Annotated in this window: 19 protein-coding genes, 1 tRNA gene and 1 pseudogene; 11 read left to right on the top strand and 10 right to left on the bottom strand. The window is 68.4% G+C overall.

Annotated features, from left to right (window positions below):
• Positions 1-2: 2 nt before the first annotated feature.
• The 4 genes from D7V88_RS05680 to D7V88_RS05665 form a co-directional block, all read right to left on the bottom strand.
• Positions 3-1,526: an OB-fold nucleic acid binding domain-containing protein gene (locus D7V88_RS05680; RefSeq protein ID WP_120539577.1), complete on the bottom strand. Its 1,524-nt coding sequence runs from the start codon at positions 1,524-1,526 to the stop codon at positions 3-5.
• A gap of 73 nt (positions 1,527-1,599) precedes the next feature.
• Positions 1,600-2,739: a class I SAM-dependent rRNA methyltransferase gene (locus D7V88_RS05675; RefSeq protein ID WP_120539600.1), complete on the bottom strand. Its 1,140-nt coding sequence runs from the start codon at positions 2,737-2,739 to the stop codon at positions 1,600-1,602.
• A 127-nt stretch (positions 2,740-2,866) separates the two neighbouring features.
• Entirely contained in the window at positions 2,867-3,238 is a 372-nt protein-coding gene (locus D7V88_RS05670) for a hypothetical protein (protein ID WP_120539576.1), read from the bottom strand.
• 45 nt (positions 3,239-3,283) lie between these two features.
• Positions 3,284-4,879: an NAD(P)/FAD-dependent oxidoreductase gene (locus D7V88_RS05665; RefSeq protein WP_120539575.1), complete on the bottom strand. Its 1,596-nt coding sequence runs from the start codon at positions 4,877-4,879 to the stop codon at positions 3,284-3,286.
• 331 nt (positions 4,880-5,210) lie between these two features.
• On the opposite strand from D7V88_RS05665, the gene D7V88_RS05660 reads away from it, so the two are divergent.
• Positions 5,211-5,414, top strand: a complete 204-nt coding sequence (locus D7V88_RS05660; RefSeq protein ID WP_244238001.1) for a hypothetical protein — start codon at positions 5,211-5,213, stop codon at positions 5,412-5,414.
• 196 nt (positions 5,415-5,610) lie between these two features.
• Here D7V88_RS05660 and D7V88_RS05655 read toward each other — a convergent pair whose 3' ends face one another.
• Positions 5,611-6,255 (bottom strand): diacylglycerol kinase, encoded by a 645-nt coding sequence (locus D7V88_RS05655; RefSeq protein WP_120539573.1) that lies wholly within the window; start codon positions 6,253-6,255, stop codon positions 5,611-5,613.
• 80 nt (positions 6,256-6,335) lie between these two features.
• Between D7V88_RS05655 and D7V88_RS05650 the strand changes: the two genes are divergently transcribed.
• From D7V88_RS05650 to D7V88_RS05610, 9 genes are all read left to right on the top strand, one after another.
• A complete protein-coding gene (locus D7V88_RS05650) occupies positions 6,336-9,227 on the top strand; it encodes a golvesin C-terminal-like domain-containing protein (protein ID WP_120539572.1) in 2,892 nt (963 codons plus the stop codon).
• 100 nt (positions 9,228-9,327) lie between these two features.
• Positions 9,328-10,338 (top strand): type I glyceraldehyde-3-phosphate dehydrogenase, encoded by a 1,011-nt coding sequence (gap, locus tag D7V88_RS05645; protein WP_120539571.1) that lies wholly within the window; start codon positions 9,328-9,330, stop codon positions 10,336-10,338.
• Positions 10,339-10,405: 67 nt separating this feature from the next.
• Positions 10,406-11,599, top strand: a complete 1,194-nt coding sequence (locus tag D7V88_RS05640) for a phosphoglycerate kinase (RefSeq protein ID WP_120539570.1) — start codon at positions 10,406-10,408, stop codon at positions 11,597-11,599.
• Positions 11,600-11,649: 50 nt separating this feature from the next.
• Positions 11,650-12,420: a triose-phosphate isomerase gene (tpiA, locus tag D7V88_RS05635; RefSeq protein ID WP_120539569.1), complete on the top strand. Its 771-nt coding sequence runs from the start codon at positions 11,650-11,652 to the stop codon at positions 12,418-12,420.
• Positions 12,421-12,504: 84 nt separating this feature from the next.
• Positions 12,505-12,933: a preprotein translocase subunit SecG gene (gene secG, locus D7V88_RS05630; RefSeq protein ID WP_120539568.1), complete on the top strand. Its 429-nt coding sequence runs from the start codon at positions 12,505-12,507 to the stop codon at positions 12,931-12,933.
• 84 nt (positions 12,934-13,017) lie between these two features.
• A tRNA-Leu gene (locus D7V88_RS05625) sits at positions 13,018-13,099 on the top strand.
• 136 nt (positions 13,100-13,235) lie between these two features.
• A complete protein-coding gene (locus tag D7V88_RS05620) occupies positions 13,236-14,408 on the top strand; it encodes a hypothetical protein (RefSeq protein WP_120539567.1) in 1,173 nt (390 codons plus the stop codon).
• Positions 14,405-15,160 carry a glycosyltransferase family 2 protein gene (locus D7V88_RS05615; RefSeq protein ID WP_120539566.1) on the top strand — a complete coding sequence of 252 codons (756 nt, stop codon included), beginning with the start codon at positions 14,405-14,407 and terminating at the stop codon, positions 15,158-15,160. The genes D7V88_RS05620 and D7V88_RS05615 overlap by 4 nt, the downstream gene beginning before the upstream one ends.
• Positions 15,161-15,306: 146 nt before the next feature.
• Positions 15,307-15,627 carry a hypothetical protein gene (locus D7V88_RS05610; protein WP_147448630.1) on the top strand — a complete coding sequence of 107 codons (321 nt, stop codon included), beginning with the start codon at positions 15,307-15,309 and terminating at the stop codon, positions 15,625-15,627.
• A 12-nt stretch (positions 15,628-15,639) separates the two neighbouring features.
• Here D7V88_RS05610 and D7V88_RS05605 read toward each other — a convergent pair whose 3' ends face one another.
• From D7V88_RS05605 to D7V88_RS44260, 4 genes are all read right to left on the bottom strand, one after another.
• Positions 15,640-16,602, bottom strand: a complete 963-nt coding sequence (locus tag D7V88_RS05605) for an NAD-dependent epimerase/dehydratase family protein (RefSeq protein ID WP_120539564.1) — start codon at positions 16,600-16,602, stop codon at positions 15,640-15,642.
• A gap of 76 nt (positions 16,603-16,678) precedes the next feature.
• Positions 16,679-17,587 (bottom strand): polysaccharide deacetylase family protein, encoded by a 909-nt coding sequence (locus D7V88_RS05600; RefSeq protein ID WP_244238003.1) that lies wholly within the window; start codon positions 17,585-17,587, stop codon positions 16,679-16,681.
• A gap of 150 nt (positions 17,588-17,737) precedes the next feature.
• Positions 17,738-18,784 carry an NHL repeat-containing protein gene (locus tag D7V88_RS42535; protein ID WP_147448628.1) on the bottom strand — a complete coding sequence of 349 codons (1,047 nt, stop codon included), beginning with the start codon at positions 18,782-18,784 and terminating at the stop codon, positions 17,738-17,740.
• Entirely contained in the window at positions 18,775-19,866 is a 1,092-nt protein-coding gene (locus D7V88_RS44260; protein ID WP_244237999.1) for a hypothetical protein, read from the bottom strand. The genes D7V88_RS42535 and D7V88_RS44260 overlap by 10 nt, the downstream gene beginning before the upstream one ends.
• A gap of 51 nt (positions 19,867-19,917) precedes the next feature.
• On the opposite strand from D7V88_RS44260, the gene D7V88_RS44255 reads away from it, so the two are divergent.
• Positions 19,918-20,241, top strand: coding sequence for a hypothetical protein (locus D7V88_RS44255; RefSeq protein ID WP_244237998.1), 324 nt, complete (start codon positions 19,918-19,920; stop codon positions 20,239-20,241).
• Between the two features lie 327 nt (positions 20,242-20,568).
• Here the strand turns inward: D7V88_RS44255 and D7V88_RS45455 are convergent.
• A pseudogene (locus tag D7V88_RS45455) lies at positions 20,569-21,066 on the bottom strand (arylamine N-acetyltransferase); the annotation flags it as partial.
• Positions 21,067-21,202 lie beyond the last annotated feature (136 nt).

Genomic DNA, 21,202 nt, shown 5'->3' with positions numbered 1-21,202 from the left:
CTTCAGCCCTCCGAGGAGCCCTCTCCTTCACCACCGGACTTCGCGGGCGCGGACGGTGCCAGCGCGCTGAACGGCTTGAAGGTCAACTCGCCGGGCAGGTTCTTGGCGTCGCGCGGAGGACGATCCTCGCGCGGCGGACGGGCCGGACGCTCCTCGCGGGGCGGACGGTCCTCGCGCGGAGGACGCTCGGCGCGCGGCTCGCGAGGCGGCCGGGGCGGACGCTCCGGACGGGCCTCCTTCGCCTCGGTCGCCGGAGCGGTGGTGCCCTCGGCGCCAGCCGGCGCCTGCGGACCCTTGTCGCCCCGGGCCTTGCGCTTCTCCTCGCGGTGCTTGCGACGGCCGCTGCCGCCCTCCACGGGCGCACGGCCGCGACCGGTGGGCACGGAGCCCTTCCAGAGCGCGCGGTCGTGGGCGCGCAGGTGCTCCGTCCAGCGCTCGTTCGGGTCACGCTGCATCGCCTCCACCCACGAGGAGATGCGGGTGTCGAGCGCGCTGAGCGAGTCGACGATCTGCGCCTCCAGCGTCAGCGGCAGGCGGGCCCCGGTGGCGCCGCCCGTGCCCTGCTGGGAGATCGCCAGGTGCGTCAGGTGCTGCTCCAGGAGGGGAGGGAAGCCGGGGATGCCCAGCGTCTTCTCGCGGATCTTCTGCGCCGCCAGCACCGCGTGGCCCACGAGCCGACCCTCGTCGGTGTTCTCGAAGCCCTTGTCGGACGAACCCTCGCCCGCCTTCATCACGTCGTGCAGGAACGCGCCGGCCAGGAGCAGGTCGCGGTCCGCCATGGGGTAGTGGTCCGACACGCGCAGCGTCAGGCGCATCACTGACAGGACGTGCTCGGCCAGGCCACCGCGCCACGCGTGGTGCACGCCCTTGGCCGCCGGAGCGACGGGCAGTCCCGCAGCCACCTGCGCATCGTCCAGGAACGCCACCAGCAACTGCTTCACGTACGGGTCGTTGACGCGCTCGTTGATGAGCTCGCGGATCTGCCCCACCGCGCGCGGGCCACCGCCGCCCTCGTGACGGGCCTCCGGCTTGCCGTCCACCTTGGGCTCGCGGGGCTCCTTCGCTGCCTCGGGGGCCTTGGCCTCCCTGGGCTCCTTCGCTTCGCGGGGCTCCTTCGCCTCCGCAGCGGGCTTCGCTTCGGCAGGAGGGGCCGGGGGCGGCTCGAACTCCTTGGGGTCGAGCGGCTCCGGATCCAAACGCTCCACGGCTTCCACCACCACCTGGGTGCGGCCGTGGAAGACGATGACGCTGCCCTGCACGAGGACGTAGTCACCGCTCTGGAAGCTGGGCTCGAGCGCGTCCACCTTGTCGAAGACGCGTGCGTCGACGGTGCCGCTCTTGTCGGCCAGGGACAGCGAGAGGAACACCTTGCCGCTGCGCGCGTTCACCTTCTCCTTCTTGGTGACGCGGAAGACGGTGTTGACGCGGTCCTTCTCGCGCAGGTCGACCGCGTACACCTTGCGGACGGTCTCGACGGAAGCCTCCGGGGTGGAAGACGCGGCCTGGGTTTCGTTTTCGGTAGTCATCGCGGCGCGGACACTACCACCGGAGGGGCCCCTCCAGGCGAGACAAGTCGCCATGGGCCCCTCGGGCGTCCGCTCAGCTCACCTCGAGCGCCACCGCCTCCAGGTACTCGGCGCCCGGGGAGCCGACCGGTGTCGGATGGTCCGGAGGCAGGCCCATCCGTACCAGCCGGAAGGCGATGCGCGCCTCCAACTCGCAGGCCGTGGCCACGGCCTCCGTGAACGACCCCAGGCCCAACGGTGGGTGATATCCGACCACCAGGATCCTGCCCCCATGGCGCGTTCGCCGCAGGGCTAGGCGCACCTGTTCGGTGAAGTCCTCCTCGGAGGTCACACCCAGCGTGTCCAGCAGTACCAGGTCGAAGGTGTCCTTGAGGGCCCGCAGCACCGCCAGGGGCTCGCCCTGTTCCACCGTCACCCGGCCGAGCAGGCCGTTGGCCTCCGCGTTCTCGCGTGCCAGGTCCGCGGAGTCCGCGTTGCCGTCGAAGGCGAGGATCTGCCTGGCCCCATGGCGACCCGCGTGGATGAAGAGGCCGCCCACGTTGCAGGCCACATCCAGCACGCGGTCCCCGTTGCCGGTCCGGCTCAGGAAGCGGCGCAGCTCGCGGTGATCGTACCCGTAGCCCGTGCCCCGGCCGTACGTGAGGTCCACGGTGAAGCGCGCGCCCATCTCCAGCAGGCGGCACCAGCGCGGCGGCGTCCCGTACATCACGTGGGGCCGCTGCGCGGGCAGGCCCAGGCCCTGGCGCCTGGGCGTGTCGTTGCGCAGCAGCACGGAGGCCGCCCCCGTCACCTCGCCCAGCGTGCGGGTGATCTCCTCCTGCCGCGCGTCCATGGAGCGCGTGAGCGTCTGCACGACGAAGTGCTGGTCGTACCGGTCCACGATGAGGCCGGGCAGCCCGTCGCCGTCGTCATTGACGATGCGGCAGAAGCGCGGGTCGTCCACCAGCCGCCCGCGGCGCTCGAAGGCGTGGCGCACGTGGCGGGGGATGAGGCCCTCCACGGCCTCGTCTGGCAGGCCCAGGCGGCGCACGGCGTAGGACGCCTCCAGGTCCACGTCTCCCAGGCCCAGGACCTGTCCGTCCTCGTCCTTGAGCTGCATGGGCGTGCCGGGCTCTGGCTCGCCTTCCATGGAGACGATGTCCTCGCGGCGCAGCCAGGGCGCTCCATGGCGAAGCTTCCGGGCGGCTTCTCGGGACAGGTAGGTGCTGAGCAAGGTGCGGTCCTCCTCCAGCGCGATGGAAGGCACCCTGGAGGGCGCCTTCTCTGGAAGATGGGCCGTGTGGGGCCTGCTGTCGGCGGGGGCCCCGCCGCTGCCCTGGAGGGCAGGGGAGGAAGCGTCGTCAGAGGACGGGGGGCGGCCTCTTGTAGGCCTTGAAAGTCACCCGCATGAGCATGGCGCTGACCACCAGGGCCAGCGCGATGCCCATCATGCGGATTTCAGGTTCCTTGCCGGTGATCATCAGCACCAGCGCGAACACGCCCAGGGCCACCGCTCCCACGACCGTGAGCGTCTGGGACCGGGACGCCAGGGTGCCCTGCGGCTTTCGTGCCCTGGCCAGCACGGGCAGCGAGGAGGCCTTGCGCCACTTCTCCGTGCCGTCCTCGCGCACCTCGTCGTCGGGGTCCACCAGCCCCTGCACGTAGGCGCGCTCAATGTCGCCCAGCGAGGGGAACATCAGCTCTCCGTCAGGGGTGCGCACGCGGTACGCCATGGGTGTGTCCCTCCCCGGCCACCCTGCCCGGAAGGGGAGGGGACCTCAAGTCAGCTCGGTGGCAATCTGCTCAGCGATGCGCAGTCCATCAATGGCGGAGGACACGATGCCGCCCGCGTAGCCGCAGCCCTCGCCCGCCGGGTACAGGCCGCGCATGGACACCGACTGCAAATCGTTGCCCCGGGTGATGCGCACCGGAGAGCTGGTGCGGCTCTCGATGCCGATGAGCTTTCCCTCGTCGCTGATGAACCCGCGCATCTTCTTGTCGAAGGTGCGCAGCGCCGCCTTGAGCGACTGCGTCAGCCGCTCCGGGAAGAGCTGGTTCAGGTCCGTGTGCGCAAGGCCCGGGCGGTAGCTGGTGTCCCCGGGGTCCTTCTTCACGCGGCCGGCCAGGTAGTCCGGGATGGTCTGCGCGGGCGCATAGAAGCGGCCTCCACCCAGCTTGTAGGCCTTCTCCTCCCAGTGCCGCTGGAACTCCAGGCCCGCCAGCGGACCGCGGAAGCCCTCGCGCTCGAAGTCGGCCACGGACACGGACACGACGATGCCGGCGTTGGCGAACTTCGCGTTGCGCCGCGAATTGCTCATGCCGTTGGTGCACTGGAGCCCGTCCTGCGTGGGCGTGGGCACCACGATGCCGCCGGGGCACATGCAGAACGAGTAGACGCCTCGCACCTCGCCGTCCACGTCCAGGTTCTCCGCCAGCTTGTAGTCCGCGGGCGGCAGCTTCGAGTGCTTCGCGGCGGCGCCGTACTGGATGCCGTTGATGAGCGACTGCGGGTGTTCGGCGCGGAAGCCCAGCGCGAAGGGCTTGGCCTCCACGCTCACCTGTCCGTCGGCGGCGAAGCGCTCGTACAGCTCGCGCGCGGAGTTGCCCGGCGCCAGGATGACGCGGTCACTCTCCAGGGTGCGCCCGTCCGCCATCTTCACGCCCGCGATGTGGCCGTCGCGGTAGAGCAGATCGTCCACGCGCTGCTCGAAGTGCACCTGGCAGCCGCCGGCGATGAGCTCGTCGCGCAGCTTCGCCACCGCGCCGGGCAGCAGGTCCGAACCGATGTGCGGCTTGCCCTCGATGAGGATGTGGTCCGGCGCGCCGTAGCGGGCGAACGCCTCGATGACCTTGCGCACCATGGGGTGGTTGATGCGCGTGGACAGCTTGCCGTCCGTGTACGCGCCCGCGCCGCCCTCGCCGAAGTTCATGTTGCTCTCCGGATCCAGGGACCCGTCGCGCATGAGCTTCGCCACGTCCTTGCGGCGCGTCACCACCTCGCGGCCACGCTCCAGCAGGATGCTGCGCACGCCGCGCTCCAGCAGGCCCAGCGCGCAGAACAACCCGGCGGGTCCGGTGCCGATGATCAGCGGCAGCTTCTCCGGCTCCTTTACGCGCGGCAGCATCTCCGGCGGCGGCGGCGCTTCGCTGACATCCGGCGGCAGCTTCGGCGCCTTCCTGCCCGGCGCCAGCTCCACCTCCAACGTGTAGATGTAGCGCGGGCTGCCCTTCTTGCGCGCATCCAGCACCGAGCGCACCACGCGCACGGAGGAGAGGTCGCTTCGGGTGACCCCCAGCTTCTCCGCGGCGCGCTGGCCGAGCAGCTCCTCCGGCTCGTCCAGCCACAGCCCGATGTTGTTCACCCGGTACGCCATCTTGGTTTTGCTCCTCGGTGGGGGCGCGTATGTGCTCCAGCCACCCGTGGGAATGCAAGCACTTGAAAAGACGAGCCGCTCGTCCGCAGGCCCCGGGGTGGGTGCGTACCCGCCGATGCACCCGTTTCCCGCCGTGCGGGCGGAAGGCACGTCCGGGTGCGTAACCCCCTTCGCACCTTCCACTTCCCGTGCCGTCCACTTCCAGGCGTCAACCCCTGGTGACTGTTGGAGAATCCGTTTGGAAGAGAACCTCTGGCACGCCGGTTGAACTCAGCAGCCGAGTGATGACGTGGCGCCCGGGGGTCTGGCGCCGATTCCGGAGGCAATTCCCGTGAGCACCGACCAAAAAGGCACCCGTATCCTGGCGCGCACTTTCTTCAATCAACTGCGCGCAGCCGGTTACACGCCGCACCAGGTCATCGGCATCGCGACGGAGCTGCTGGAGCTGGTCACCACCGACCTGCGTGAAGGCGACAAGGCGGGTGCCGCCCAGCCAACACCCGAGTCCGGGCCCGAGTGGCAGCAGCGCGCGTAGGCCGTTAAGATGCGCGACAGACCCTCGCGGGTGAGCGGGCTCCGGACCGGTTCCGGGGTCCCCGCCCGCAAGGTGGTGGGAGCGAACCGGCGACCGCCGGTTTTTTTGTCCCTACCGCTCGCCCGTCTCCAGACATCCTGGACCTCATGACGCGCCGCGCCTGATGTCTGTCCATGTCGGATGATGTGCCGTGGCTTCAGGGCTGGGGATGGCGCCTGCGCTCGCGGGCCGCTGCCCCGGCGATGAAGAGCAGGGCGGCGGTGAGCGCGGTGAAGACGAGGCTGGCGGAGGTGGGCGCCGTCAACGCGAGCAGGCCGCAGCCGGTGAGGAACGCGAGCACGTCGATGGCCGCGGGCCGGGGCTGGGGCAGCACGAGCACCGTGGCGCACCCGGCCAGGGGCAGGCCCAGCGCGACCTGCCGGAAGATGGCGTCGGTGTTGGTGCGCACCGTCTCCCAGTAGTTGATCAGGATGGCGGCGAAGATGACGACGGTGCCGCCCGCCAGCACGAGCACGCCCGCGGCGGCTGCGTCCTTGGTGAGCCGGGCCTTCTCGTCGAACTGCTGCACGGCCAGATCCACCAACTGCTCCAGCGCGCTGTTGAGGATCTCCGCGAAGAAGATGAGCAGCACGCAGAAGATGAGCGTCACCTTCTCCGCGAGCCCCAGGGGGATGCCGCTGCCCACCAGTCCGACGAGCACGCCGGAGATGAGGTGGATGCGCATGTTGCGCTGCCAGGCGACGGTGTGGATGAGGCCCGCCCACGCATGTCCGAACGAGGCGAACAGTCCGTTGCTGCGGCGGGAGGGAAACTGGGGGCGGTGTGGTGCAGGAACGGTCATCGGAGGGTGAAGGGTGCGGCAGGCTAGCACCCACCGGTCCGATTGCCGCTCCTGAGTGAACGGGTAAGGTCGGTCGCGTGATGCGAACGTCCTTCCCGTCCTGGTCGCGCTCCGTGGCGCTGGCCCTGCTGTGCACCGGTGCCGTCGCGCGAGCGCAGGCCGCCGCCCCTCCAAGCTTCGAAGGAGATGACCTGGGCCTGGAGCCGCCGGGTGTTCACTATCTGCCAGCGCCGGAGCCCCGGGCACACGAACAACGTCGTCTGTCCCCCCAGGAACCGCCGGTGGTGCGGCGGGAAGTGCGCGACGCGAAGGGGCGCGTGAAGACGGCCGGTGTGCCGCAGACGCGCCTGGGCGAGGGCTCTCTGTCCGGCAAGGTCATCTACCTGAGCCCGGGGCACGGCTTCTACCGGGACAACGGGCTGAAGCGCTGGGCGACGCAGCGGGGCAACAGTTGGGGCGTGGTGGAGGACTTCATCTCCGCGGAGGTGGTGTCCCAGGAGCTGCTGCCCCTGCTGGTGGGCGCGGGCGCCACGGTGGTGCCGGTGCGTGAGACGGACCTGAACCCGCTGCTCGCCATCGTGGACGATGGACAGACGGGCTACGCGGAAGGCGGCGACACGGCGCGCTTCCACACCTCCGAACAGAAGGGGTGGGCAGCCCCGCCCGTGCCCATGGGCAACGGCGTGGAGCCCTTCACGCTGGGCACCACGCGCACCCTGGACACCGCGGCCACGGTCACCGCGAGCGCGACGTGGACGCCGGACGTGCCGGCGGACGCGGCCTACAACGTCTATGTCTCCTTCGGCGCGGACCCCACGCGCGCGCAGGATGCGCACTACGTCGTGAAGCACGCGGGCGGTGAGAGCCACTTCCGCGTGAACCAGCGCCGCCACGGCGGGACGTGGGTGTTGCTGGGCCGCTTCTTCTTCAAGGCGGGGCAGCACCCGGACTCGGGCGCGGTGGTGCTCCAGAACGACTCGGCGGCCGGTGCGGGCGCGACGCTGTCAGTGGACGCAGTGCGGTTGGGCGGTGGCCGGGGCCTCATGGGCGACGCGGCGCAGGGACCGCTCGCGCGCCCGCGCTTCGAGGAGAGCGCGCGCTACCACGTGCAGTACAGCGGCGCGCCCTTCACCGTGTACGCACCGACGGGGGCGAACGCGCTGTCCAACGAGCGCAACGCGGACGTGACGGCCCGGCCGCGCTTCGCCGCGTGGCTGCACGAGGAGGGCGAGGACGCCGTCTATGTGGCGTGGCACACCAACGCATCCACCACTGGCAACGTGGTGGGCACGGAGGCGTACGTCTACGGGCCGAACCCGGTGGACGGCACCCTCAACTTCACGGGCGTGAAGGACAGCGACGTGATGGCCAGGGCGCTGCTCGCGCAGATTGAGACGGACATGAAGCGCGAGGTGGATCCGGCCTGGCGGGTGCGCACCCTGCGTTCGGCGAACCTGGGCGAGGTGAACCCCACGCACAACCCGGAGATGCCCAGCGTGCTCCTGGAGATGGCGTACCACGACAACACGGCGGACGCGGCGAAGCTCAAGGAGGCCCGCATCCGCCACGTGGCCGCGCGCGCCATCGTGCAGGGGCTCATCAAGTACTTCGCGGCCCGTGACGGCGTGGCGGTGCACCTGCCGCCGGAGGCCCCGGGCGCGGTGGTGGCCCGCAATGCGACGCCGGGCGCGGTGGAGGTGAAGTGGACCGCGCCGCCGCTGGTCGCCTCGGAGCAGGGAATGGACGCGCCGACGGGCTACCGCCTCTACCAGAGCGCGGATGGCCGGGCATGGGACGAGGGCACGGCGGTGACGAACACCGAGGCCACCGTCACGCTGGCCGCGGGCACGGTGCGCTACTTCCGCGTCGCCGCGGTGAACGCGGGCGGTGAATCGTTCCCGTCCGCCACGGTGGCGGTGCGCGTGGGCATGGGCGTCGAGAAAGAACCGCGCGCGCTGCTCGTCAACGCGTACGAGCGGCTGGATGCGACGGTGGCCTGCGGCGAGACGCTGACGCCGTACGACCTGTCCGCCCCGCTGCGCGTCTTCCTGGAGGCGATGAACGACGGCAGCTACCTGCGCCAGCACGGCGCGGCGTTCGCCCAGGCGGCGCTGGCCTTCGACAGCGCGGCGGGCAACGGGGTGGCGGCGGGACTCGTGTCCCCTTCGGGCTATCAACTGGTGGACTGGTCCACCGGGCGCGGTGGCCTGGGGGGCACCGGGCTGACGCGCACCGAACAGGACGCCCTGCGCGCGTTCGTCACCGGAGGCGGACACCTGATGTTGTCGGGCGGTCGCACCGTGTCCACGCTCGCGGCGGGCAGCGCGGAGGATCAGCTCTTCCTCGCGGACATCCTGCGAGCCTCCATCGTCACGGGGACGCCGGTGCTTCGGCTGGAGGGCTCGGCGGGCGGCTTCCTCTCGGACCTGACCGCCACGCCGCTGGACGACGGGACGCTCGGGGCCTATCCGGTGGGCGTCACCGACGTGCTGGCGCCGACGGGCGGAGGCGCGGACGTGCTGCGCTACGCCGGGACGGCGCTGGGCGCGGGGCTGGTGTCCGGCACGACGCCAGCGGGGCAGGTGCTGGTGCTGGGCTTCCCCTTCGAGGGCCTTGCGTCGAACCGGGAGCGGGCGCGGCTGGTGGGGGCGTTCCTGTTCAAGGCGGGACTGCTCGCCCAGGTGCCGCCCCTGCCGGACGCGGACGTGACGCCGGCGGTGAGCCCCCGGCCGCTGACGTCCTGCGTGGCGGTCCAGGAGCGCAACCCGCACCCTCCCGTGGATCCGCCGGTGGATCCTCCCCCTCCCGAACCGAGGGTCGTTCCGTTGCTGCCAAACGAATATTTCGGCAAGGCGGACACCGGCTGTGGGTGCGGGGCGGCGGAGGCGGGAACGGCCTCCGGGCTCTGGGTGTTGGTCGGGGTGATTGTTCAGCTCCGGCGTGCGCGCGCGAAGGCCCACGCGAAGCGTTGACTCGGCGGGGGCGCCTGCCTACGGTCGCCCGCCTTCTTTACGAGACTCATGACGGGTGGGCCGTGAGGGCCCACTCCTGCTGACCAGGAGAACGGACATCATGGCCACCAAGATCGCCATCAACGGCTTTGGACGTATCGGTCGCTGCATCCTTCGCGCCGCGCTCAGCCGCAAGGAAGACCTCGAGATCGTCGCCATCAACGACCTCGACAAGCCGTCGGCGCTGGCCCACCTGTTCAAGTACGACTCCGTGCACCGCACGTGGCCGGGCGAGGTGAAGGCGACGGACAAGGGCATCGTGGTGGACGGGCGGGAGATCGCCGTCACCGCGGAGAAGGACCCCACGGCGCTGCCCTGGAAGTCGATGGACGTGGACGTGGTCCTGGAGTGCACGGGCCGCTTCACCGGCCGCGAGGGCGCTGAGAAGCACCTCAAGGCGGGCGCGAAGAAGGTCATCATCTCCGCGCCGGCCAAGGGCCCGGACCTGACCATCGCGTACGGCATCAACCACGACCAGTACGACCCGAAGAAGCACCACATCGTGTCCAACGCGTCGTGCACGACCAACTGCCTGGCGCCCATCGCCAAGGTGCTGGTGGACAACTTCGGCATCGAGCAGGGCCTGATGACGACGATCCACAGCTACACCAACGACCAGCGCATCCTGGACCTCACCCACGAGGACATGCGCCGCGCCCGCGCCGCCGCGCTCTCCATGATCCCCACCAGCACCGGCGCCGCGAAGGCCATCGGTGAGGTGCTCCCCGTGCTCAAGGGCAAGATGCACGGCCTGTCGGTGCGCGTTCCCACCCCGAACGTGTCGCTGGTGGACCTGACGGTGAACACCACCAAGAAGGTCACCGCGGAAGAGGTCATCGAGGCGTTCCGCAAGGCGGCGGCCACGCAGCTCAAGGGCGTGCTGGAGTTCAGCGACGCGCAGACGGTGTCGGTGGACTACAACGGCAACCCGCACTCGGCCATCTTCGACGCCACCAACTGCTTCGTGATGGGCGACAACCTGCTCAAGGTCATGGCCTGGTACGACAACGAGTGGGGCTTCTCCAACCGCATGGTCGACACGGCGAAGTTCCTCGTGTCCAAGGGCCTGTAGTCGTCAGGCACGGCTTCGCATTCCGGCACCGTTGGGCTGACCGAGACAGGGCAAGGGGCACCAAAAGATGATCCGCTACATCGATGACCTGCAGTTGACCGGCAAGCGCGTCTTCATCCGCGTGGACTTCAACGTCCCCATGGACGGCCGCCGCATCACCGACGACACCCGCATCCGCGAAGCGCTGCCGACCATCAAGCGCGCGCTGGAGATGGGCGGCAAGGTCATCCTGGCGTCCCACCTCGGTCGGCCCAAGGGCCCGGACCCGAAGCTGTCGCTGGAGCCGGTGGCCCAGAAGCTCGTGGAGCTGCTGGGCGGCAAGCACGAGGTCATCCTCACGGATGACAGCGTGGGCGACGGTGTGAAGAAGCAGGTGAAGGAGCTGAAGGAAGGGCAGGTCGTCCTCCTGGAGAACCTGCGCTTCCACAAGGAAGAGGAAGCCAACGACGAGGCCTTCTCGCGCGAACTGGCGGCGCTGGCGGACGTCTACGTCAACGACGCGTTCGGCACGGCGCACCGCGCGCATGCGTCGACGGCGGGCATGGTGCCGTTCGTGAAGGAGAAGGCGGCCGGCTTCCTGATGCGCAAGGAGATCGAGTACCTGGGCGACAAGGTGCTCAAGAACCCGGCGAAGCCCTTCGTGGCCATCCTGGGCGGCTCCAAGGTGAGCGACAAGATCAAGGTCATTGAAAGCCTGCTGCCCAAGGTGGACGCGCTGCTCGTGGGCGGCGCGATGGCGTACACCTTCCTCAAGGCGCAGGGCATTGAAGTGGGCAAGAGCCGGGTGGAGGAGGGCGACAAGCTGGCGCTGGCGGCGAAGCTGCTGGACACGGCGAAGCGGCTGAAGACGCCGCTGGTGCTGCCCATCGACCACATCGTCGGCACGGGGCCCACGGCGGACAGCGTGGCCAAGGAGACGCCCGACCAGGTCATCCCCGCGGACATGATGGGCCTGGACATCGGGCCCAAGACGCGCGCGATGTTCACGCAGCGCATCCGCGACGCGAAGACCGTGGTGTGGAACGGGCCCATGGGCGTCTTCGAAGTGGCGAAGTTCGCGGAAGGCACGAAGTCGGTGGCGGTGGCCATGTCCATCAACACGCAGGCCACGACGGTCATCGGCGGTGGCGACAGCGCGGCGGCGGTGGAGCAGATGGGCTACGCGGACAAGATGAGCCACGTGTCCACGGGCGGCGGGGCGTCGCTGGAGTTCCTGGAGGGCAAGGAGCTGCCGGGCATCAAGGCGCTGGAGACGAAGTAGGCGGCAACGCACCCGCAGTTCCTCAAACGCGCGGTACCGGGGGAGACACCATGACGGCCCAGGCTCGTCGGAAGATCGTCGCTGGCAACTGGAAGATGAACAAGACGGTGCCCGAAGCGCTCGCGTTGGTGCGGGAGCTTCGCGGCGCGGTGGCGGCGCTGGGTGACACGGTGGAGGTGGTGATCGCGCCTCCGTTCGTGGCGTTGCAGCCCCTGCACATCGCGCTGGAGGGCGCGCCCATCCAGTTGGCGGCGCAGAACTGCCACTGGGAGGCGTCCGGCGCGTTCACCGGGGAAATCTCCGCGGGGATGCTGGTGGAGCTGGGGTGTGCCTACGTCATCGTGGGGCACTCGGAGCGCCGGCAGTTCTTCGGGGAGACGGACGCCACGGTGAACAAGCGGGCGAAGGCCGTGAAGGCCGCGGGCATGACGCCCATCGTCTGCGTGGGTGAGACGCTGGCCGAGCGCGAGGCGAACCAGACGCTCCAGGTGGTGGAGCGTCAGGTGCGCGGGGCGCTGGAGGGCTTCACGGCGGCGGACGTGGCGACGTTCGTGATGGCGTACGAGCCGGTGTGGGCCATTGGAACGGGCCGGACGGCGACGACGGCGCAGGCGCAGGAGGTCCACGCGGCGATCCGGGGCCTGCTGGGCCGGCTGTACGACGAGGGGACGGCCCGCCAGGTGCGCATCCAGTACGGCGGCAGCGTGAAGCCGGACAACGCGGCGGAGCTTCTGGGCCAGCCGGACGTGGACGGGGCGCTGGTGGGGGGAGCGAGCCTCAAGGCGGCCGACTTCGTGGCCATCGTGAAGGCGGCGGGCTAAAGGAAGATTCCCTTTTGGAAGTTGTCACCCGTTGACCACATTGTGTAGGGTGCGCCCTCTTTCCACGGAGCGTCTGGAAGCGCCATGCTGACTTTCTTTACGATCGTGCACGTTCTGCTCTGCGTGTTCATGATCTTCGTCATCTTGCTACAGCCGGGGAAGGACGCCGGCATGGGTTCCGCCCTGGGTGGCGGCGCCGCGACGAGCGCCTTTGGTGGGCGCGGAGCGGTGACCTTCCTGAGCAAGCTGACGGGCATCTGCGCCGGCTTGTTCTTCCTGACGTCGCTGGGCCTGTCGTTCGTGGGCCTGCGCGGTTCCGTGGCAGCGGGGGGCTCGGTCGCGGCTCCTCCGGCGGCCTCGGCACCGGCGACGCCGGGTGCGGCACCCACGACGGGTGAAGCACCGGCGACGACGCCAGCGCCCGCGGTTCCGGGCAGTGTCGAGCAGGAGCGCACGGCGACCCCGCCGGCCGAGGGCCAGCCGGCTCCCGCGCCGATGACGCCCGCGCCGTAGTCGTCAGTCCGTTTCAGGCTCGCGCGTCGGTGATTTTGTCGTTGCGCGAGTCAGCGGGGTTCGGTACATGAGCCCCGCGAGCAGGCCCAGGTGGTGGAATTGGTAGACACACCATCTTGAGGTGGTGGCGCCGTGAGGCGTGCGGGTTCGAGTCCCGCCCTGGGCACTCCGAAGAGAAGCCTCCGAATCGAAAGATTCGGGGGCTTTTTTCGTTTCAGGGGGCGGCCTTCGCCCATTGAAGGTCAATGCTGTCAGGAGGCAGCGCGGTGGGAGGAGCGACGCCGCTAGAGTGAGCGTGTCCCATGCGCCGACCGCTCCAGATCATCTGTGATCCCAACCCGTTCTGTTACGGAGCCATCTCCGCGCTCCGGACGTTGGCGGCGCACCTGCCGGAAGCCTCGTTCACGGTGCTGGCCACAGGGCCGGTGCGGGAGCAATGCGATCCTGCGACGTTCGACCGGATTCTTCCTTGCGATGTGAAGGATCCGGCCTCGGTGCGCCAACACGCTTCCGTCCTGGCCACTGCCGACCTGTACCTCGCCGTGTCAAACAACACGAACATTGGCCTCGTGCAGGAACTGAAGCTCCCCCTGGTCTTCGTCGACATCCTGTTTTGGATGAAGCGACAGATGACCCCCGCCATGCGCCATGCCAGTGGCTACGTCATCGAGAACTTCCCGGGGGTGGATGAGATCCTCGAACGGTATGGCCGGGACATGGTCCCACCGAAGGTCGTGGGCCCTCTCATCGCTCCACCACCTCTCCGACAGTACCGGCGTGCCCCACCCCATCTCCTGGTGAACTACGGTGGCGCTCACTCTCCGGACATCGTTCCGGGGCGGAACACCTGCTACCCGTCCTCGATGACGCGCCTGCTGCGGGAGGTCCTTTCCTCCACGGATCTGGGCTTCGAGGCGGTGACCATCGCGACTGGAGCGAAGGCCGTCGCGCGCATCCGGGAAGAAGGCGCCGATGGTGACCTGCGGGTGGAGACCCTGCCCCAGGAGCGGTATCTGGATGTGCTGGCCTCTTCCAGCCAGTTGCTGACCTCGCCGGGATTGAATGCGCCCTTCGAGGGCTTCGCGCTGGGCATTCCCACCAGCTTTCTCCCTCCCCAGAATCTCACGCAGGTGTGTCAGCTCGCCGTCTATCAGGAGCACGACCTGGCGCCTCGGGGCCTGAACCTCACGGAGCTGTACCCGGATCATCCCGTTGATCCACGGGCTCCAGAGGCAGAGGGAACGGCCCGGTTGCTTGAGTTGGTGGCCCGTTTCGATGCCGACGTCCATGGCCGGGCCGCGGTGCGCGAACGGGTGGTGGCGCAACTCAACCGAGGCCCCGCGGAGCTTGTGCGCCAGGTCTCGGCCCAGGAGGCCTTCATGCGGAAACTCGGTCCTCCGGGCGGAGCAACCGCCGCCGAGGAGATTCGGAAGGTCCTGGCCGCTCGGCCCGCCCGACAAAGAGGTCCGCGGTGAGTGCTTGCACGCTCACGGTCATCATCCCGACACGCCATCGTCCGGGTCTCCTGCGGCGAGCCTTGACCTGCGTCGCGGACCAGACCCGTCGTCCCGACGAGGTGATTGTCATTGACGATGGAGACGTACCCCAGCCTTTCGCTTCCGGCCCTGGGGTGCGTTGGGTTCGTCACGAGGCGCCTCACGGGGCGGCGCGTGCCCGCAACCTGGGCGCTTCGCTGGCACGGGGACGGTTCCTCGCCTTCCTTGACGATGACGACACCTGGGACCCGGCCTACCTATTCGAGGCGGAACACCTGGCGCTCACCAGCCGGCTGGAGCTCGTGCTTACCGCCTTCCTCAAGGTCCGACAGCAAGAGGGGGCGCGGGAGGTGGTGCCGGAGAAGGTTCCACCGGCAAATCTTCATCCGGACGACTTCCTGGTCCGCAATCCCGGTCTCCGGGGGTCGAACCTGTTCATCACCCGCGCTGCGTTTCTTGAGTCGGGAGGCTTTGATCCGTCGCTGCCTTCCTTCCACGACATGGATCTCGGCGTCCGGCTGGCCCGCCTTCCGGGGCTCCGGTACGGACGCAACACGCAACCTCGGGTGTATTTCCACGTCCATCCGGAGCTTCGCTTGTCCACCGCAGGTTCGCCCACCAACGTGGCTGGGATGAGGGCCTTTCTCGCCAAGCACTCCGCGCTCATGGGGCCTGAACGGGTGTCTGCCTTCAGGGAGCGTGCGCGGCGGTTGTTCGGGGTGGATCCATGAAACAACTGTCCTGGCTGGTGGGACCTCCCGCCGCGGGGAAGACGACCTGGGCTCTGGACTTCCAGGCCCTTTCGCCCGCGCCACGTGTCCTGGAACTCGCACAGATGCTTCACCCGTTGGTCGACCCCGCGAAGCCGCGCCAGGGAATGATGCAGGCCAAGGCCCTGCTGATCCAGGCCATCCGACGGGTGGAGCTGGATCCCGCCAATGACGGACTGCCTCCCCTGGTTGTCATCATGGCGATGGTGGAGGAGAAAGCGCTGTTCCCGCTTTCCGAAGGGGAGGAGGTCTTGCTGCTACTGCCCCCGAAAGACGTCTGGGAACGCCAGTTCCTGGGCCGCCTTCCCCACCACGAGCCCGGCAGCCGCCCCATGGGGCTGGAAGAGGCCCTTCGCTGGTATGAAGAACATGTCCGGTGGAAGGCGTTGGGATTGCCAGTCACGCTGCTGACGGGGGCGCTTAGATAGCCAGGTCCGCGCTCATTCGTTGTGCCACCAGGACTCTTCGCGCTCGGCATACCAGGCCACCGTTCTCCGAATCCCCTGTTCGAAGGATACGTTCGGGGTCCACCCCATGTCCCGCGCCGCCGCCGTGCCATCCGCCTGACTGTGCCGCGTGTCGCCACGACGCCAGGGTTCGTAACGCGGAGGCTGCTCGCGCCGGAGGAGGGTGGCGATCTCCTCGTGGAGCATCCGAATGGAGATCCGTCCCCCTGCGGCGATGTTGTACACGTTCCCGAAGCAGGTCTCCCCCGCGACCAATGCCCGCAGGTTCGCGGTGACCACGTTCTCAACGTAGCTGAAGTCGCGCGTCTGCTCCCCATCGCCATGGATGATGCATTCGCCTCCGCGCAGGCAGGCTTCGATGAAGAGGGGAACGACCGCCGCATAGGGAGAGTGGGGCCTCTGTCTGGGGCCAAAGACATTGAAGAAGCGCAGGCCGACGGTCGGCAGTCCGAACCCGCGCGTCCAGGCCTGCGCGAGTTGCTCCAGGGCCGCCTTGGTTGCCGCGTAGGGGCTGCCGGCGGCCATCGGTTGGTCCTCCCGCTTCGGAAGCGTCAGGGACGCCCCGTAGACGGAGCTGCTGCTCGCGTAGACGACCCGTGACACGCCGGCGGCCCGTGCAGCCTCCAGCACGTTGAGCGAGCCCATCACGTTGACGTCGACCACCGACCTGGGGTCGTGCAGCGAGCGCTGCACGGAGTTGAGGGCCGCCAGGTGCACCACGGCCTCGCAGTGACGCATCCCCCGGGCGCACAACTCCGGATCGAGGATCGAACCGACGAGGACCTCCAGGCGAGGCTCGCGCGCTGGGAGGTTGTCCATCCGCCCCGCCGACAGGTCATCGAGGACGACGACCTCGCGTCCTTCCCCGAGCAGGGCCTCCACCACATGCGAGCCGATGAACCCGGCGCCACCAGTCACGAGGATGCTCTTACTCATGTTCGCCTCACCTGGGCCCCCTCTGGGCGGGCCCAGGCTCCGCGAGCATTGCTCACGTGACTCCATGCCGCGGGGCTCAAGCGGCACCCCCACTCGGAGGAGATGGGGACGCAACCCGAGGATGCCAGGGAGTTACGAACTCCCGAGGCAGTCGGAAGAGAGCGGACTCGCGCGTGACGGCTCCCGGAACGCAGGTCAGGGCGCATGTGGCTCCTGCCTGCGCGACGTGACGCTCGGTGGCCGGATCAAAGGCACCATCTGGATATGCGAACGGCGCGGGGGGACCCCCCGACAGCCTCGCGATCCAATCCAGAGAGCTGGAGATCTCCACGGAGGCCTCGGTCTCACTCAAGGCTGGCAAGTGCTGATGGCTCACCCCATGCCCGCCCAGCCGATGTCCGGCCGACGCCAGGCCCGCCAGGTCGCGCTCCGACGGATAGAGCGCTTCTGCCAATCCGTCAGGGACGTCGATGCGCAGTGCCTGGGCCAGCCGCCTGAGAACCTCGCGAACCTGGGCGCGCTCGCCCCGCACCACGAAGCGCTTCAGGGCGCCCATCACCAATGCACCCTTGTCCTCGCGGGTCTCTAGTGAGCCCTGCGCCCGGGTGCCATCGGGCAACTGGAAATCGAAGCGTGGGCACTCCGCATGGTCGAGCAGCCAATAGAAGACATCCACTGGATGGGCTTCCTTCGCCTCAGACAGGAACGCCGGACAGAGAAAGAAGGTCGCGGGAAGTCCCCGCTCCTTGAGCCGGGGTGCGACGAACTCCGCCCATTCGCGGTAGCCGTCATCGAAGGTGAGCACCTGTCCCGGAGGAGGTGGCGCCCCGCGACCAAGTGCGTCCACCACCTCATCGAGCGTTAGGAATGAACCTGCCTCCAGCACCCGGTCAAACTCCTCCGGCGTGAGTGCCGTTCCACGCAGCCGGTAACAGGACGGCAGATCGAAAGCCGTCGACTGGTTCGGTATCACTCGATGCAGCATGAGCACGTCAGTCACTGGTCCTGCCCCGGCATGACGTCAGGCCTCCGTGTGTGGGCCAATCCTGGCAATGCCTTGGTGCCGTTCACCCACCCCTTGGCATCGCGTGAGGCCCCCGCAGTCTCGGTATCCTGTTTCCGATGCGCGCTCATCTCAGGTTTCCCATGGCAGGATGCTATAGATCTTGGAGTGCCGTTCGCGGTCGGTGAGTTCCACCCGTGCGAGCAGACGCCCCTCGGAGAGCTCGAACAACAGCACGGAGGTCTCCGTGCCTTCCGGCTCCCGGTCCGCCCAGCGATAGCGAGGCATTCGATTTCGTCGGAGTTCAGTGAGTCCCACGACGAGCAGGTGGCCATCCGTCCACAATCCGCGGCACCAGCCCGCATGGCCCGTTTCGAAGACGCGGCATCGCACCTTTGTTTCTCCCGCGACCCGGCCATCCCGCATGGGGGCGGCATGTACCCGCCCATCGATGGTCGTCAGCCAGAATGTGTCGGCCGCGAGAAAGCCGTCGTGTGGATTCATTCCGGTCAAGGTCAGCACGGTCTCGAAGGTGCGGAGATCGCGCACCGTGCCATCGTCAAGGCAGGTCACCAGGGTTTGTTTCGAGGTGGGGGAGACATGGTTCGGATGAAGGTGGTCTGGAACCTTGAGTCGGGCAAAAGGCATGTCCCCGCGTCGGGGCCCGAGATCATGGTACCCATCCCCTGTTTGTCGCGGGGGCCATGGCGCCGGTATCTCACCACTCCATCCAGGGTTCAGCACCTCATCCCACCGGGCCGGATCCTGACCGGACATCCTTCGGTGGTTTGCCCAGGCAGGCAGAAGTGCATGCGAGCCGATGAATCGGCCCTCCAGGTCGAGGAGGTCCACTGCATCCAGACCGGTATTGGCGATGTACAGGCGTCCTGACGATTCGGCGACATGATGGATGTCATTGAAGCTCGGCTGATGCAGTACCCCCGAGACTTCAGCGCGTGACGGATCGATGCGGACGACGGCACAGTGCGCGGCGACGTAGAGGTGACCGTCGCTTGCCCTGCAACCGCCCGCGAAGCCCTTGCGTGGCACATTGAGGTGCTCAGGAGGGAGCCAGCGGATGAAGGACTCCGCTTGCTCGCGCTCCAGGTCGACATGCCAGACAACCCCTTCGCCAGAGGAGTCGAAGTATCCGCCAGTGACGAGGAACTTCAGCCCCATGTTGCCCTCCAGGTCGGTAGGATCGCGACCACCTGTCGCGCGAAGTCCGCCAGTCGCTCGGGCAGCGACGGGTCCACGAGAGCATCCACGGCGCACGCCAGCACTTCCACCTGCTCCAGCGCGACCAGACAGGCTCTGGCTGTCGCGGCATGTTCTTCGTCGCGCCACCACCAGGCCTTGGGATGGCTCAGCGCGCTTCGGGCCTGCTCCGCCTCCTGCCGCACGGCCTCTCGTCCGCGGGCGAGCAGGACGCGCCGCGAAAGCACTTCGCGCTCGGCGGTGGATGACGTCACGGGGGACGTGTGCTCCAGAAGTCTTGCGAGCACCACCCCTCGTTCCTGGCCTTCCACGAACGCGCGAAGCGCGACAACGTCCGGCTTGTCTGTGGCGAGCGGCGAGTTGCCATCCCCGTCGCGGCGTCCGTGGAGCAGATCCAGTTCCGCCTGCACGAGGCGGAGCAGGGGTTCTCGCGCGAGGAGGTGGGCCCAGAGCGTGTCGGCACGTCGGGTCATTACCCCCTCCTCGCCACGGAGTAAGGGGTAGGGCACCGCCACCAGTGCGTCCAGGTCGAGGAAAAGTGCGTTGCCCCCCCGGTGACGGCTCGGCGTCAAGGTGTCCACCGGCTGGTAGAGCAGGGGGCGGGTGACCTGCTGACCGTGAGGCACCCGGGTGAATGCCGCGCAGAGCGTTCGAAAGGCATCACGCACCTGCCAGGGGGCTCGTCCCGGCGGCGTCCAGGGGAAAACCGTCCGGAGGTGATCCACCGAGCCTCGGGCATGGTCATAGTAGTAGTCGGGCAGGTGACGAGGACCCGGTGGGGGAGACCAGTTGGAGCCGGGCTCTCGTTCCGCCAGCGCTTGGATGTTTCCGGCCAGGTCGCGCACCTGGACGCCGAGGGTGGCATAGCCTGGAATGGGCGGAGCCCCCGTGCAGGTGCCGAGCGCGACGGACACTTCGGGATGTTCCGCCCAGAGTGCTTCGATTCGGTCGAACAGGTCCTTGATGGGTTCCTCCACGAACCCTTCGGAGGTGTCACGAAGCCTCCGGAAGGACAGGTCGTCGTCCAGCATCCAGACGGCCACCGGCCCTCCGCCATCCCCTGGGTGCGGCAGTCCGAGAAAACCTGTGCGCAGGTGTTCGTGGAGGAGTGCTGTCTGGAGGGCGCGGGAGGCCCCAATGGGGAGCGGAACATCGAGGTTCCCGGGGAGCAGACCGCACCGCTGGGATGGGGCGAGGCGCTCGAGTTCGTCCCGCGCTGTCTGTCGGGTGATTTGAAGTCCCTGCTCACGGGAGTGTTCAAGAACCCCTTCAAGCGCCGTTTCGCGCTCCTGTGCATGCCCCTTTCCGTTGTCGAGGATGAGCACTCCGACCGAGTCCTGCGCACGAACACCAAGGTTTTCGATAAGGGATTGGAGCAACTCCCCGGCGCTTTCAGCCCGGTCGGTGACCGCCAGTGACACGATGACGCGCAGGGAGCGCCGAGGGGGGCGGACGCCCTCCAGGAGGGCGGGGACCCGCTGGCGCAAGGTGTGGAGCGCTCGTTGGATCAATGTCTCGGGCAACCCGAAGGTGAGGTGCAGCAGTTCGGCCATGGCCTCCCAGCCAGGTACCGGGCGCGTGTTCGCGAGACCGCCCGCGAGACGTTGGTAGCGGCCATCCCGGACCGAAGCCCAGGCCCAATCGCTCATGCGGACTGCTTGGAGGGAGGGACTGGCTTCGGGTTGGAAGAACGAGTCATGCGAGCGAGGCTCCGGCGTGAGGCGATAGACGGTCTCCCATGGAAGCTGGGGCAGGGCGCGTCGCAGCCGGTGTCCTTCGTGGCCGTTCCGCTCGAAGCGGAAGGCTGTTCCGTGCGTCTTGAATTCCAATTCCGATTCGTCGAGCGGGAGCGGATGCAGGCAGGGATGCCCGCTTCCGACATCGACGATGAATCTTCCTTCTGGCAGGCGGACTATCCCCACGGCGTGGTCGCCGGGCTCGCGAAGGGTGGCCTCCGCGAGCCACGCCTCGAAGCCCAGGGCGCGAAGAAGCGCGACGAAAGGAGCCGTCAGCACAAGGCAGGTTCCGCCAAGACCGGCGAGGTTGCCCTCCACCGCCGCCTCGACCGAAAGAATCCCAGGCGCAGAGGGCTCCCCGGCCAGCACCGTGAGGTTGTGGAAAGGCAACGCCTGGAGGTAGGCCCGCAGCAGGCACGACAGCCCAGTGGCATCCAGTGAGACGTCCGGGTCGCCAAGTCGTGCGAGGTAGGCGCGTACTGTTTCGGGGCCGAGTCGGGGCAGCATCAGGCCCTTCTAGAGCGCCGATCAGGTTTCCGCCCGAGGAAAGTCGAATACTTACGAGCGCGATCGACGTGGGCTGTCGCCGCGTGATCAGGTCGCCACCTCTCGGAGGTGGCTCATGGAGCGCTGGAAGCCGACT

The organism is Corallococcus terminator (assembly GCF_003611635.1).
Taxonomy (GTDB): Bacteria; Myxococcota; Myxococcia; order Myxococcales; family Myxococcaceae; genus Corallococcus; species Corallococcus terminator.
This window is presented reverse-complemented; position numbering and strand designations above follow the sequence as displayed.

Excerpts from the sequence above, each read along its gene's own strand:
- D7V88_RS05680 (WP_120539577.1), bottom strand. The coding sequence starts at position 1,526 with ATGACTACCGAAAACGAAACCCAGGCCGCGTCTTCCACCCCGGAGGCT.
- D7V88_RS05670 (WP_120539576.1), bottom strand. The coding sequence starts at position 3,238 with ATGGCGTACCGCGTGCGCACCCCTGACGGAGAGCTGATGTTCCCCTCG.
- D7V88_RS05665 (WP_120539575.1), bottom strand. The coding sequence starts at position 4,879 with ATGGCGTACCGGGTGAACAACATCGGGCTGTGGCTGGACGAGCCGGAG.
- D7V88_RS05655 (WP_120539573.1), bottom strand. The coding sequence starts at position 6,255 with ATGACCGTTCCTGCACCACACCGCCCCCAGTTTCCCTCCCGCCGCAGC.
- D7V88_RS05650 (WP_120539572.1), top strand. The coding sequence starts at position 6,336 with ATGCGAACGTCCTTCCCGTCCTGGTCGCGCTCCGTGGCGCTGGCCCTG.
- gap (WP_120539571.1), top strand. The coding sequence starts at position 9,328 with ATGGCCACCAAGATCGCCATCAACGGCTTTGGACGTATCGGTCGCTGC.
- D7V88_RS05640 (WP_120539570.1), top strand. The coding sequence starts at position 10,406 with ATGATCCGCTACATCGATGACCTGCAGTTGACCGGCAAGCGCGTCTTC.
- tpiA (WP_120539569.1), top strand. The coding sequence starts at position 11,650 with ATGACGGCCCAGGCTCGTCGGAAGATCGTCGCTGGCAACTGGAAGATG.
- secG (WP_120539568.1), top strand. The coding sequence starts at position 12,505 with ATGCTGACTTTCTTTACGATCGTGCACGTTCTGCTCTGCGTGTTCATG.
- D7V88_RS05620 (WP_120539567.1), top strand. The coding sequence starts at position 13,236 with ATGCGCCGACCGCTCCAGATCATCTGTGATCCCAACCCGTTCTGTTAC.
- D7V88_RS05610 (WP_147448630.1), top strand. The coding sequence starts at position 15,307 with ATGATGCAGGCCAAGGCCCTGCTGATCCAGGCCATCCGACGGGTGGAG.
- D7V88_RS05605 (WP_120539564.1), bottom strand. The coding sequence starts at position 16,602 with ATGAGTAAGAGCATCCTCGTGACTGGTGGCGCCGGGTTCATCGGCTCG.
- D7V88_RS05600 (WP_244238003.1), bottom strand. The coding sequence starts at position 17,587 with ATGCTGCATCGAGTGATACCGAACCAGTCGACGGCTTTCGATCTGCCG.
- D7V88_RS42535 (WP_147448628.1), bottom strand. The coding sequence starts at position 18,784 with ATGGGGCTGAAGTTCCTCGTCACTGGCGGATACTTCGACTCCTCTGGC.